Raw genomic sequence first — 13527 nt, 5'->3', positions numbered from 1 at the left:
AAATAAATTCAAGGCGCTGCCAGGCAGCGCCAGGAAAAAGAGAGAAGTCTTGATGAGTATGGCTACTGAGACATCCAACAAAATCCAGGTACGCGATCTGAATTTCTATTACGGAAAATTCCATGCGTTGAAAAACATTACGCTGGATATTGCCGCGAATCAGGTTACCGCGTTTATCGGTCCGTCCGGCTGTGGTAAATCCACGTTGCTGCGCACGCTGAACAAAATGTATCAGCTCTACCCTGAGCAGCGCGCCGAAGGCGACATCCTGCTGGATGGCAATAACATTCTGACGGATAAGCAAGATATCGCGCTGCTGCGCGCCAAAGTCGGCATGGTGTTCCAGAAACCGACGCCGTTCCCGATGTCCATTTACGATAACATCGCGTTTGGTGTGCGCCTGTTTGAAAAGCTGTCCCGCGCTGATATGGATGAGCGTGTGCAGTGGGCGCTGACCAAAGCGGCACTGTGGCAAGAGACGAAAGATAAACTGCACCAGAGCGGCTATAGCCTGTCCGGTGGTCAACAGCAGCGTTTGTGTATTGCGCGTGGTATCGCGATTCGCCCGGATGTCCTGCTGCTGGATGAACCGTGCTCCGCTCTTGACCCGATTTCTACCGGCCGTATTGAGGAGCTGATCTCCGAGCTGAAAAAAGACTACACCGTGGTCATCGTGACGCATAACATGCAGCAGGCAGCACGTTGTTCAGATCATACGGCGTTTATGTATTTGGGTGAGCTGATTGAGTTCAGTGATACTGATACCCTGTTTACTGCCCCACGGCAGAAACAGACTGAAGATTACATCACCGGCCGCTACGGTTGATTAGGAAGCATCATGGATAATCTGAATCTGAACAAACACATTTCCGGTCAGTTTAACGCCGAACTGGAACACATCCGCACGCAGGTCCTGACCATGGGCGGGCTAGTGGAGCAACAGCTGAGTGACGCGATTACCGCGATGCATAATCAGGATGCGGAGCTGGCTCAGCAGGTGATTGAAGGCGACGCCAAAGTTAACATGATGGAAGTGGCGATTGATGAAGCCTGCGTGCGCATTATCGCGAAACGTCAGCCCACTGCCAGCGACTTGCGTCTGGTGATGGCGATCATCAAAACCATTTCTGAGCTGGAACGTATCGGTGACGTGGCGGATAAAATCTGCCGCACCGCGCTGGAGAAGTTCTCCCACCAGCATCAGCCGTTGCTGGTGAGTCTGGAGTCATTAGGGCGCCACACCGTGCAGATGTTGCATGACGTGCTGGATGCGTTTGCCCGCATGGATCTGGATGAAGCGGTTCGTATTTATCGTGAAGACAAAAAAGTGGATAAAGAGTACGAAGGGATTGTGCGTCAACTGATGACCCACATGATGGAAGATCCTCGCACCATCCCAAGCGTACTGACAGCGTTGTTCTGCGCCCGTTCTATCGAGCGTATCGGTGACCGTTGCCAGAACATCTGCGAATTTATCTTCTATTTCGTCAAAGGTCAGGATTTCCGTCACCTGGGTGGCGATGCGCTGGAAAAGCTGCTGGCGCAGAAAGATAAAGCGGAAGAGTGATCCCGTCCTTGTGATTATCGTGATAATGCCCTGCTTGCAGGGCGTTATTTTTTGTCAGGATAGTGAATCAGATCGTGGAAGCGCGCTGTGGTATCGGCAGGATTGTGGTAGCGGTGTTCCCTGTCGGCGGCAAAGCGTAGAGCATCCCCGGCGGACAGCAAATGTGTCTGTCCACCAACGGTCATCTCCAACTGTCCCTCCAGCACAATAATATGCTCGATCACCCCGTTTTCATGCGCCGATGAGGTACTGCTGGCACCCGCTGTCAGCTCAATAATCAACATATCAAAACGCAGTTTTTCGTCGAAGGGAAAGAGGGGAACCACGTGCATTCCCGCCTCATTCTCCCTGAATGCTGAACCAGCCCCTGAGCGATAGGTCACATCTTCATCTGCGAGCGTCGGTTCGATAAAGGTGGAAAACGCCACATTCATGCCGGTCGCAATTTTCCATAGCGTGGCGACCGTCGGGCTAGATTCACCGCGCTCGATCTGGCCGAGCATTGCTTTGCTCACGCCCGTCTCTTCTGCCGCCCGTGTGAGGCTCCAGTCTTTCTCTTGTCTTAATGTTTTCAAGGTATTGCCAATGCGGCGGGTTAGCTCATCAGACATCAATATTGGCTCCTGCTTGTACGTTATAACGCACGCTGCTATGTTAACGCTTTCTGTGCGTTATAGCGCACGACAAGAGTGAAGGTATACCATGCCTGTTTCATTTGCGCTAAAAGATGTCAGCTTTTCGACCCTCATCGCCGGTTTTGTTGCGGTGCTGGTGGGCTACACCAGTTCGGCTGCCATCATTTTTCAGGCGGCGGAAGCGGCGGGTGCCAGCGCGGTACAAATCGGTGGCTGGTTAAGCATGCTGGGGATTGCCCAAGGGCTGGCATCGATTAGCCTGTCGCTATACTACCGTGCGCCGATACTGGCTGCCTGGTCAACGCCGGGGGCAGCGCTGCTGGTTACCAGTTTGCCGGGGACATCGCTCAATGAAGCGATCGGCGTGTTTCTGTTTGCCTCCGCGCTTATCTTTATCTGCGGGATCACTGGTCTTTTTGCCCGACTGATGAACGTTATTCCGCAAGCCATTTCTGCCGCGATGTTGGCGGGGATTCTGCTGCGCTTTGGCGCGGATGCCTTTCTTTCTCTGCAACAGGACTTCTGGCTGACTTTTGCGATGTGCGTGACCTATTTGCTCAGCCGTCGGCTGCTGCCGCGCTTTGCCATCGTGTTGACGCTGCTTGTTGGCCTGCTGCTGGCCTTATTCCGAGGGCAAATTGCGCTCTCTGATTCACCGCTGGTCTTCGCCGTACCTGAGTTTATTACGCCGCACTTTTCGTGGGCATCGCTGTTGGGCGTCGGTATTCCATTTTTCATTGTCACCATGGCGTCGCAGAACGCACCAGGCGTTGCCACGCTGAAAGCCGCTGGCTATCAGGTTCCCGTGTCACCGCTGATCGCCATTACCGCATTAATTGCGCTGGTTTTGACGCCGTTCGGTGGTTTTTCCGTGTGTATTGCCGCGATCACCGCCGCGATCTGTATGGGATCGGATGTGCATCCCGATCCGAAAAAACGCTATCTTGCCGCTGTTGCTGCGGGAGGATTTTATCTTCTGGCGGGTGTTTTCGGCGGATCAATCGGTCAGCTTTTCACGGCGCTGCCGCAGCCGCTGATTCACGCTATCGCCGGTTTGGCGCTGCTCAGCACCATTTCAGGCAGCCTGTATCGCGCGTTGCTGGATGAAAAGCAGCGCGATGCTGCGGTCGTTACTTTCCTGATCACCGCCTCTGAGCTGACGCTGTGGGGAATTGGCGCGGCATTTTGGGGGCTAATCGGGGGGATGATGACCTGGTTTATTCTGTCAGTAAGGGAAAATAGTTAGAGCATGTTCAAGAATGGATGAGGCTGGGTTTGTCAGAGTCAGCTCGTTCAATCCTTACTGGGATAAAGATGGTGTGACTTTTCATGATCATGATGGGTACAGGATTGTTATCCAGAACCGGCAGTGGGAATAACCTTGACAGCGCTTTATAGGCCTATGGTAAATAGAGTGTATAGGCTAGCTCACTCTGACTAGCATGAAAGCAACAAAGGCTCACCATATGGTGAGCCTTTGTTGTATCGCTACTTCTGTTGTCCTCGGGGGGAAGCATTACTGCTAACAAGTCCCGTGGCTAGTGATGTCAGTATAAGGATCGTTGACGATGCCGTCAAACAGCATAAAGGATAGCCTCTCTGCGGCCAGAATAGGAACGTATGAAAATATCGTCGGTGGACCGACTGGCTTGCTTCAGACAGAAAAAGCCTTAAGGCTTTACATGTGGAATGCGCAAATATCAGCAGCTTTTTTTGTTCCTCTTCATGTGTGCGAAATCCTCACGCGCAATGCTATTTCTGAAGTCATTGAAACGGTATACGGGGACAGATGGCCTTGGTCCATTGGTTTTGAGCGAAGCCTACCGATCCCTATCCATGGCTATAAGCCAAAAGATGATCTGATTAGTGGGCGACGAAATCAGCCAACGACGGGAAAAGTTATCCCTGAACTAAAGTTTGTTTTCTGGCAAAAAATGCTGACTGGAAGATTTGATACTCGCTTATGGAACAATCACATACTCACCGCTTTCCCTCATACCGTCGCACAGGGCCTGAGTGCCGCGCAGATGCGTCAGAATCTCTATAATGATTTAGAAACTGTGAGAAAACTGCGCAACCGCATTGCTCATCACGAACCTATAATCAACCGTAACCTGCTGGATGATTTCGCAACGATAAAAAGAATTATTGCATATCGGTGCGAACATTCGGTTGAGTGGATGCAAAACAATCAGATGCTGCTCCCGCTCCTTACACTTAAACCGTAGTAATACTGTGCCTGGCTGCCGTTATCTCTTCCGAAAAAGTCTGAATAGGAGATTTCCTGTCGCTTTCCATCACTCTACCTAGCTGTACTTGAATCAGGATAATCTGCCAGAACACCTAAGTAGCATAAGGTTATATTATAGCTATTTATGTTATTTCCCGCGTTTTCGCCCTGCTGATAGCCTGCTGTTAATACAGCAATAATTAAGGGACAGGGAATGAAAAAGCAGATTTTGACAGTGACTTTATTGGCTGGGTTGGCTTCCATTTCTGGTGCTGCACAGGCCGATAAATTAGATGATATTCAGAAGGCGGGTGTGGTGAAAATTGCCGTCTTCGACAGCAATCCGCCGTTTGGCTATGTCGATCCGCAGAGCAAAAAGCTGGTGGGTTATGACGTAGATATCGCCGAGGCGATTGGTAAGGCGTTGGGCGTGAAGGTGGAGCTGCGCGCGACGAACCCTGCGAACCGTATTCCCCTGTTAAGTTCGCAGAAAGTCGATCTTATCGCCGCGAACTTCACCATTACCGATGAGCGCGCCAAGCAGGTTAACTTTAGTATTCCTTACTTCGCGACTGGGCAAAAATTCATCGCTCGTAAAGGCGTGCTGAAAACGCCGGAAGACATCAAAACGCTGCGTATTGGTGCGGATAAAGGCACCGTGCAGGAAATTACCCTGCGTGAGCATTATCCGACGGCCAAAGTGATTTCCTACGACGATACGCCGCTGGCCTTCGCCGCGTTGCGTAACGGCAACGTTCAGGCCATCACGCAGGATGATGCCAAGTTAGTCGGACTGTTGGCTAATGTGCCTGATGCCCAGAAAGCCGAATTCGAAATCTCTCCGTTCAGCATTACCAAAGAGTATCAAGGTGTTGGGATTCCGAAGGGCGAAGAGCGTCTGACGGCGAAAATTAACGACACGCTGATTAACCTGGAAAAACAGGGTGAAGCGAAGACGATTTACGATCGCTGGTTTGGGCCGAGCACGAAATCGGCTCAGCCGCGCGGCGACTTCACCTTTGCCCCATTGGATCAACAACCTAAATCCTGATAGCCGACGTCTGGTGCTACGATCCCAGCCCTCTGCATTGCAGGGGGCGTTTCTATTTATACCTCGTAATAATACAAAGAGAGATAAAACGCATGGATACGGCGCTGCAATCGCTTGAATCGTGGCTGTTGGCTCCTCAATACCTCACCTGGCTGTGGCGTGGTTTTCTGATCACGCTGGGTATTTCCCTGAGTACGATTGTCCTGTCTACGGTGCTGGGGTTTCTGCTGGCTGCTGCCAGAGACAGCCAGATTCGGCTGCTGAGCGGCGTTGTGGTGGCCTACAGTTCGCTATTTCGTAATACGCCGCTGCTAGTGCAGCTGTTTTTCTGGTATTTCGGGGCCGGGCAGCTTTTTCCCTCATCGATGATGCAATGGCTGAACACCCCGCATACGCTTTCGCTCTTCGGTACGACGTTGGCGTGGCCTTCTTTTGAGTTTTTGGCGGGGTTGGCTGGGCTGACGCTCTATTCCAGCGCGTTTATTGCCGAGGAAATCCGTTCCGGTGTTCGCGGTGTGGCGCGCGGGCAGAAGTACGCGGCACATGCTCTGGGATTAACCGGCTGGCAATCCATGCGCTATGTGGTGCTGCCACAGGCGTTAAAAATCGCCCTGCCACCGCTGCTGGGGCAATACATGAATATCGTTAAGAACTCGTCGTTGACGATGGCGATTGGCGTCGCTGAATTGTCTTACGCGTCGCGTCAGGTGGAGACGGAAACCTTGCGCACGTTTCAGGCATTTGGCGTAGCGACGGTGTTGTACATCGCGATTATTGCGGTGATGGAGGGCTGGGGCATGTGGCGTCAGCAGCGCAGTCTGGCGGAGAGACACTAAGATGGATTTTACCGTTATCACCGATAACCTCGGTTATTTGATGTGGGGTACGTTCCCCGATGGCCCGCTGGGTGGCGCGGCGCTGACGCTGGTGATGAGCCTGCTGGCTGGTGTAGCCTCTGCCATCTTGGGGACGATTTGGGGCGTGGCGCTGGCAATGTCTCGGGGAGGCTGGAGTGCACTGTTGGCCATGGTGCTGGGGTTCTTCCGCGCAATTCCCGTCATCATGCTGATTTTCTGGACCTACTTCCTGCTGCCGATCGTTTTTGGCGTCGATATCCCCGAAATCACGACCGTGGTGTGTGCGCTGGCGCTGATTGCCTCGGCGTATTTGGCGCACGGCGTGAAGGCTGGCATTGTCGCGATTGGCCGCGGTCAGTGGCAGGCTGGACTCTCGCTGGGATTAAGTCGCTGGCAGGTGTTGTGGCAGATTGTCTTGCCGCAGGCGCTGCGGATGATGGTGCCTTCCTTCATCAACCAATGGATTTCCCTGATTAAAGACACCTCACTGGCCTATATTGTTGGCGTTGGCGAACTGACGTTTCTTGCTACGCAGGTCAATAACCGCAGCATGGTCTACCCGATGGAGGTTTTCCTGTTTGTCGCGCTGGTCTACTTTGTGTTTTGTTTGTCGCTGGAGCTGCTGGCGAGCGGGGTTAACGCCCGTTTTAGCCAGCAGGAAAAGCAGCCGAAACGCCGTTTGCTGTGGTGGCGGAATAAGCCAGCTTGAGGCTGCCGATCACGTGCGTCGTGCGGTGGTAATGGATAGATCGTAAAGACGCTGTGAATACGTCCATGTACGCTCGACTTGCGCGGATATGAATCTCATCCCTGAGATTCACCCTTGCAGGGCCGTCGCTAGCGACGTTCAAAAACATTCCTGACGTTTTTGTCCATGGCGCAAACGCTTTACTCTTCTATTCCATTACCACCGTTTTCGTTCCGTAAATAGATTTGATGGTGGTATGACATAAGTTTGAAATGCGGTTATTGTGCGGTGATACTCCAGCCTTTTTCGCGCCAGATTTGCGGTAGTTCACGCATATCGTCGAACATCGTGACCAGCGGATGATGAATCGGCTGGTTGTGGGGATCGGCACAGTAATAGAACACTGGAATGCCCGCCGCGATGCCAGCCTGTACGCCAGCGGCGGAATCTTCAACCAGAATGCAGTGCTCAATCGGAAGCTGTAGCTGCTCGGCGGCGTGATACAGCACTGCTGGGTCGGGCTTCCACTTTTTCAGATCGTAACCGCTATAAAGATGGTCGCCAAACAGATCGAGCATGTGCGTCAGGCCGAGCGAATGCTGCATCTTACTGACCGGTCCGTTAGAAACCACAGCCATCGGAACGGTAATGGACTGCGCTAACTCACGTGCGCCTTCGATAGGTTGCAGGGATTCATCGAACAGCCGTTTCACCTCTTGCCGGAAATGACGCTCCGCATCTTCTACCGATACGGTTAAGCCGTGCTGCTGGCTGATACGGGAAATAATTTCGTACAGCTTCACGCCCTTGTAGGTTTTTATCACCTCCTCCAGCGATAAGTTCACCCCGTATGGGATGAAGATATTCACATAAGCCTGGCAACACAGCACTTCGCTATCAACCAGCGTGCCATCACAGTCGAAGAAGACGCATTCAATACGGGGCATGACCAATCCTTATCGATGAAGTGTTTAAGTATAGCTTTAGGGGAAACACGGTGATGAGGTTCCCGTAGGGACACCTCGCACTGTGGTCGCCCCAGTGTCTCGGTTCTTAAACGATCAGAATGAGAAAACGTTCCTTACTTTAACCAATTGACCCAATATTGCGACCTAGAAAGCCATTTTTAGCGCTATCTTGCGTAAAATCAGGGGGCGTTAACCGAGAGAAAACGATGACGTTAATAGGTTCTTCTTATTCGATGAAAAAAAACGTGGGATCAACGTAAAAACACAGCGTTTTGTTATAGGATACCCGACGACAGTTATTCCCTTCTTTGGATTGTTACTCATGAATAAATCACAACCTGGTCTTGCTACCGAGCAGGGCCTGCTGGAGCGTGTGTTTAAACTTAAACAACACGGTACGACAGCACGTACGGAAACGATTGCCGGTTTCACGACGTTTTTGACGATGGTCTATATCGTTTTTGTTAACCCGCAGATTCTGGGCGCGGCGGGGATGGATACCAAAGCGGTCTTTGTGACCACCTGTCTGATTGCCGCATTCGGTAGTATTTTGATGGGGTTGCTGGCGAACCTGCCTGTGGCGCTGGCTCCAGCAATGGGTCTGAATGCGTTTTTCGCGTTTGTTGTTGTGGGCGCGATGGGCCTGCCGTGGCAAGTTGCGATGGGTGCTATTTTCTGGGGCGCAATCGGTTTCCTGTTGCTGACTATCTTCCAGATTCGCTATTGGATGATCGCCAATATCCCACTTAGCCTGCGTTTGGGTATCGCCAGCGGTATCGGGCTGTTCATTGCCATGATGGGCCTGAAAAATGCTGGCATCATCGTTCCTAATCCTGAAACACTGGTGACCATTGGCAACCTGACGTCACACAGCGTGCTGCTGGGGGCGCTGGGCTTTTTCATTATTGTGGCGCTGGCTTCACGCAATATTCACGCCGCAGTGCTGATCTCCATCGTCGTGACTACCTCGATTGGCCTGCTGCTGGGTGATGTGAAGTTTTCTGGCGTGTTCTCCATGCCGCCAAGCGTAACGTCTGTGGTGGGTCAGGTTGATCTGGCGGGGGCGCTGAACCTCGGGATGTCTGGCATTATTTTCTCCTTCATGCTGGTTAACCTGTTTGACTCCTCCGGTACGCTGATTGGTGTGACGGATAAAGCCGGCCTGGTCGATGCGCGCGGTAAGTTCCCGCGTATGAAGCAGGCGCTGTATGTTGATAGCGTTAGCTCTGTGGCCGGTTCATTTATCGGAACCTCCTCCGTTACAGCGTATATTGAAAGCTCCTCTGGCGTATCCGTTGGTGGACGCACTGGCCTGACCGCTGTCATCGTGGGTCTGCTGTTCTTGCTGGTCATCTTCCTGTCACCATTAGCAGGTATGGTGCCTGCCTATGCGGCCGCGGGCGCACTGATTTACGTGGGCGTACTGATGACGTCCAGCCTGGCGCGTGTGAAGTGGGATGACCTGACGGAAGCCGTTCCAGCCTTTATTACCGCGGTGATGATGCCGTTCAGCTTCTCGATTACCGAAGGGATCGCGCTGGGTTTCATTTCTTACTGTGTGATGAAGTTGGCGACGGGACGCTGGCGTGAAATCAGCCCATGTGTGGTTGTGGTTGCGCTGTTGTTCCTGCTGAAAATCGTGTTTATCGACGCGCATTAATCCGTTCGTGGCTCTGGGGCTTTCCCAGAGCCTCAGCCTGTGTCGCGGCGGCTGGCTACAGTGAGGCGGTAGAGATGGCTTTTTCTATCGCATGACTGGTTAATTTCATATAGCGCAAAGACTGGCGCTGCTGCTGTAGAATTTCTCCCGATTTTCTCATACCCGATGCCGATGTATATTTCCACATGATCAATCGGTTAAGTGTAGGAATATGGGCGCAGGCCCAAGCAAGATAATCATCAACATCGCTCATCACTTCTACGGCGGGGGTACAGGTTGAACGCAGCCTGCCAGAGGCGGGGTGGAGTTTCAGGTTATTGGGAGGATTGCTGTTTACGCCAGGGATTTTCATCAATGACTGGCGAATGGTGCAGAGCTGCGTTGCTGCTTCCAGCGGATCGCGCTGCGCATTGATCCACGCCTGTTCGGCCTGCGTCTGCGCCTGCATCTGTGGAACAGCCTGATTTGTTGGCCTGACATGAACGATTTCGATATCCATGCCCACGCTCCCTTCTTCGCTCAATAGGATAGCGATGGTATTGCCCGCATAGCCGATGCTGAAATTGGGCATGTTGGGATCGGCAAAATAAGGGCGTCCTTCAGGGGACTCCAGCAATGTGGGTAACAATGGATAGCCGAAAAAATAGAACATCATCTCTGCCAGCAGCACGCGACTTTTCAGATAACGCTCGCGGCGTTTGGCTGAAAAACCTTGTGTTGATGAGATGAGCCTATCGGGCAGTCTTTGTAAGTCAGGAAGCGCTTCCGTGCTTGTCCACCTGACAAAATGGCAGGTCATTGTTCACTCCGTGATCGTGATAAAAGATGGGAACCTATCCAGCATTACCCATGCATATTATCAGACTAATATGTGAACTAAAGAAAAATCGATGGATAAATCGGCGATAATTATTAATTAGGTAAACCGAATTTTCTGCATCGTATGTTTTGTGGCGATCCTTCCCTGTTCGCCACCTTCCAGTCTGTTTTAATGGTTCGGCCACCCCAGTGCGGAACGCCGCTGTTTTTCCAGCGTCTGCTTGCGTAACTCATCCGCGGTCACTAATCGCAGCGCCGATGTCGGGCACACGCTAATGCAGGACGGGCTCTGGGCAACATCCACGCACAAGTCGCATTTGTGAACCTCGCTTTGGGTGAGATGCGTTTCCCCTTCGTCATTCGACGCTTTTGTCACCACATTAATGGCGCCGAAAGGGCAGGCGACCACACAGCTTTTACAGCCGATGCAGCGGGACTGCATCACCTGAATGCTGTCCCGATCGCGCACCAGCGCGTCATTTGGGCAGACGCTGGCACAGGGGGCGTTCTCACACTGACGGCAAAGAACAGGGACGCTGACGCTGGCGCTTTTGACGACCTTCAGGCGGGGAAAGAAGTGAGAAGGCCGCAGTTGCGCGCTTTGGCCTCCGCTATGGGCGACCGCACAAGCGATTTCACAGGTCCGGCAGCCGATACATTTTTCTGCTTCGGCAATAACAAATTGATTCATGAGCGGATCTCCTCGCGAGTTGCGTGCGTTTCAGGGCGCTGCGGGTGTGCGGGAATAGCACCCGTGACGGCGGTCAGCCCCATCGTCGCAATCATGCCCAATGCGGCTTTGCGCCCGTCGGCAATGGCGGTTACCACCAGATCGGCACCGCGTACGGCATCACCACCGGCAAAAATACGCGGGTGGTTGGTCTGGCAAGGTATCTGACTATCAAGCGGGGCGGTGATGTATCCCCAGTTATCCAGACCGATGTCGGCGTCTTCCAGCCACGGCATGCTGTGTGACTGAAAGCCAAATGCCGTTATCACGGCTTCCGCAGGCTGCACGAATTCTGAACCGGGAATCGGGCGCGGGCGACGACGGCCGCTGGCGTCAGGTTCGCCCAGTTCGGTGCGAATCAGACTAATCCCGCACACGTCACCCTGTTCATTGAGGCAGATTTTTTGCGGCTGGACGTTAAACAGGAACTCAACGCCTTCTTCGCGGGAGTTTTTCACCTCTTTTTTCGAGCCGGGCATGTTGGCTTCATCACGTCGATACGCACAGGTTACGGATACCGCGCCTTGCCGAACGGATGTACGCAGGCAGTCCATCGCGGTATCCCCACCGCCGAGCACCACGACGCGCTTGCCCGCCATTGAGATATAAGGCTCACCCTCTAATTCAGGTAGACCCATGACGTGTTTGGTATTGGCAATCAGGAAAGGGAGCGCATCGAAGACGCCGGGAGCCTCTTCATTATCAATGTTAGCCTTCATGGAGCGGTAGGTACCTACACCGAGGAACACGGTGTCATAGTCATCCAGCAGCTGAGCCAGAGAAATATCTTTCCCCACTTCGGTATTCAACCGGAATTCGATTCCCATCGCGCTGAATACTTCACGGCGATGAATCAGCACCTCTTTATCCAGTTTGAACGACGGAATCCCGAACGTGAGCAGCCCCCCAATTTCTGGGTGACGATCGAACACCACGGCCTGCACACCGTTGCGCGCCAGCACATCGGCACAGGCTAACCCTGCTGGGCCAGCACCGACGATAGCCGCGCGTTTGCCGCTAGGAACAACATGCGTCATATCGGGCGACCAGCCCATTTTTATCGCCGTGTCGGTAATGTAGCGTTCAACGTTACCGATGGTAATCGCCCCGTACTCCTTACCTAGCGTACAGGCTCCTTCGCATAGCCGATCCTGCGGGCACACTCGGCCACAGATTTCCGGCAGGCTGCTGGTTTGGTGCGACAGCTCTACGGCTTCAAGAATGCGCCCCTGTTTGGCCAGATTCAGCAGTTCAGGAATATTGTTATGCAGCGGGCAGGTCCACTCGCAGACTGCGCGTTTGCCACAGGAAAGGCAGCGGTCTGCCTGATCTTCTGTCTGCTGCATGGAGAAGCCATGATAGATTTCATCAAACGTGGAGGTTCTCTGGGTCAGCGGCTTTTTCTCGGCATCCCGGCGCGGCCAGTTTTTCCTTTTACTGAGCGGATGGGGCGTCAGCGCTTTCATCACGGGCGTTTCACGCTGCCAGTGAGCGGAGGAACGCAGCGCCATCACCTGCTGTTTTTCCTGACGGCGAGCTGCTAACGTTTGCTCGCTGACGAGCTGTAAGGCCTGAGTTGGACAGGCTTCTACACACGCTTGTCCTTCGGGACGATCAGCGCAGAGATCGCATTTATGGGCGACGGTGCTATTGTTCGCAGGGTTGGTCACCATCGACACTGCGCCGAACGGGCAAGCCAGTACACAGCTTTTGCAGCCGATGCACTTTTCCTGAACGAGCTGAATGCTATTGTCTTTTCTGATCAAGGCCTGCGTTGGGCACACGCTGGCGCAGGGCGCATCTTCACAGTGACGGCAGGTCACGGCAGCCCGCAGCGTTGGCGTATTGAATGCTTTTATTCTGGGCTGAAACACCGCTGCGCTATCTGGATAGCGCTCGTCATTGTGTGAAATGACACAGGCGATTTCGCATGCATGGCACCCCATACAGTCTTGAGCACTGGCAATAACAAATCGGTTCATTACCTTTTCCCACTCTGGATCCCTCGATCGTGGCCTTTATCCTAATAGTTGGATACCCCCCTGACTTTGATATAGAGCAGGTAAAAAGTCGGTTAATGTTAAATCTCACACGTGTTACGAATAAAATTATTGAATCGTTTCAGTTAGTTGTAATGTTATGCGAAAGTAATGGTCTGGTTGCATATAACCTTATTTTTTGTCTGGTTTACAGTGGATTATCTCGGGTAAAAATTCTGATTTTCATTATTTTTGTTCATTTCCCCCTGAAATAACTCGTTACTTTTCCTTACGTTCCTCATAATGTCTAACGCTATTTAAATGCAGCAAAACACTGTTGCAT

Annotated in this window: 13 protein-coding genes and 1 pseudogene; 9 read left to right on the top strand and 5 right to left on the bottom strand. The window is 52.6% G+C overall.

Translation table 11 applies throughout. The annotated features are described in order from the left end of the window. Nucleotides 1-52 precede the first annotated feature (52 nt). Both pstB and phoU read left to right on the top strand, forming a co-directional pair. Nucleotides 53-826 (top strand): phosphate ABC transporter ATP-binding protein PstB, encoded by a 774-nt coding sequence (gene pstB / locus H0247_RS16525; protein ID WP_010681437.1) that lies wholly within the window; start codon nucleotides 53-55, stop codon nucleotides 824-826. A 12-nt stretch (nucleotides 827-838) separates the two neighbouring features. Next, nucleotides 839-1567 (top strand): phosphate signaling complex protein PhoU, encoded by a 729-nt coding sequence (gene phoU / locus H0247_RS16520; protein ID WP_180743519.1) that lies wholly within the window; start codon nucleotides 839-841, stop codon nucleotides 1565-1567. A gap of 44 nt (nucleotides 1568-1611) precedes the next feature. On the opposite strand, the gene H0247_RS16515 is transcribed toward phoU, so the two are convergent. After that, on the bottom strand, nucleotides 1612-2178 hold the full coding sequence (locus H0247_RS16515) for a helix-turn-helix domain-containing protein (RefSeq protein ID WP_180743518.1): 567 nt from the start codon (nucleotides 2176-2178) through the stop codon (nucleotides 1612-1614). 91 nt (nucleotides 2179-2269) lie between these two features. Here H0247_RS16515 and H0247_RS16510 point away from each other — a divergent pair, with 91 nt between their 5' ends. From H0247_RS16510 to H0247_RS16490, 6 genes and pseudogenes are all read left to right on the top strand, one after another. Next, nucleotides 2270-3448, top strand: a complete 1179-nt coding sequence (locus H0247_RS16510) for a benzoate/H(+) symporter BenE family transporter (protein WP_180743517.1) — start codon at nucleotides 2270-2272, stop codon at nucleotides 3446-3448. A 4-nt stretch (nucleotides 3449-3452) separates the two neighbouring features. Next, nucleotides 3453-3581 (top strand): annotated as a pseudogene (locus H0247_RS19880) (VOC family protein); the annotation flags it as partial. Nucleotides 3582-3770: 189 nt separating this feature from the next. After that, nucleotides 3771-4430 carry a hypothetical protein gene (locus H0247_RS16505; protein ID WP_219606794.1) on the top strand — a complete coding sequence of 220 codons (660 nt, stop codon included), beginning with the start codon at nucleotides 3771-3773 and terminating at the stop codon, nucleotides 4428-4430. A 216-nt stretch (nucleotides 4431-4646) separates the two neighbouring features. Further along, a complete protein-coding gene (locus H0247_RS16500; RefSeq protein ID WP_015842344.1) occupies nucleotides 4647-5483 on the top strand; it encodes an ABC transporter substrate-binding protein in 837 nt (278 codons plus the stop codon). A 92-nt stretch (nucleotides 5484-5575) separates the two neighbouring features. Continuing rightward, nucleotides 5576-6319: an amino acid ABC transporter permease gene (locus H0247_RS16495; RefSeq protein WP_180743516.1), complete on the top strand. Its 744-nt coding sequence runs from the start codon at nucleotides 5576-5578 to the stop codon at nucleotides 6317-6319. A 1-nt stretch (nucleotide 6320) separates the two neighbouring features. Further along, nucleotides 6321-7049 (top strand): amino acid ABC transporter permease, encoded by a 729-nt coding sequence (locus H0247_RS16490; RefSeq protein WP_180743515.1) that lies wholly within the window; start codon nucleotides 6321-6323, stop codon nucleotides 7047-7049. Between the two features lie 257 nt (nucleotides 7050-7306). On the opposite strand, the gene yieH is transcribed toward H0247_RS16490, so the two are convergent. Beyond that, entirely contained in the window at nucleotides 7307-7975 is a 669-nt protein-coding gene (yieH, locus tag H0247_RS16485) for a 6-phosphogluconate phosphatase (RefSeq protein ID WP_180743514.1), read from the bottom strand. A gap of 343 nt (nucleotides 7976-8318) precedes the next feature. Here yieH and H0247_RS16480 point away from each other — a divergent pair, with 343 nt between their 5' ends. After that, entirely contained in the window at nucleotides 8319-9656 is a 1338-nt protein-coding gene (locus H0247_RS16480) for an NCS2 family permease (protein ID WP_180743513.1), read from the top strand. 55 nt (nucleotides 9657-9711) lie between these two features. On the opposite strand, the gene H0247_RS16475 is transcribed toward H0247_RS16480, so the two are convergent. From H0247_RS16475 to aegA, 3 genes are all read right to left on the bottom strand, one after another. Next, a complete protein-coding gene (locus tag H0247_RS16475; protein ID WP_180743512.1) occupies nucleotides 9712-10455 on the bottom strand; it encodes a 4'-phosphopantetheinyl transferase superfamily protein in 744 nt (247 codons plus the stop codon). A gap of 189 nt (nucleotides 10456-10644) precedes the next feature. Next, the gene (locus tag H0247_RS16470) at nucleotides 10645-11166 is read right to left on the bottom strand and encodes a 4Fe-4S dicluster domain-containing protein (RefSeq protein ID WP_180743511.1); all 522 of its coding nucleotides are present in this window, start codon (nucleotides 11164-11166) and stop codon (nucleotides 10645-10647) included. Further along, a complete protein-coding gene (gene aegA, locus H0247_RS16465; protein ID WP_180743510.1) occupies nucleotides 11163-13187 on the bottom strand; it encodes a formate-dependent uric acid utilization protein AegA in 2025 nt (674 codons plus the stop codon). Before aegA ends, H0247_RS16470 begins: the two co-directional genes overlap by 4 nt. Nucleotides 13188-13527 lie beyond the last annotated feature (340 nt).

This window comes from Pectobacterium sp. CFBP8739, from assembly GCF_013449375.1.
Classification (GTDB): domain Bacteria; phylum Pseudomonadota; class Gammaproteobacteria; order Enterobacterales; family Enterobacteriaceae; genus Pectobacterium.
The sequence above is the reverse complement of the archived record's forward strand: the minus strand, read 5'-3'. Positions and strand labels throughout refer to the sequence as shown.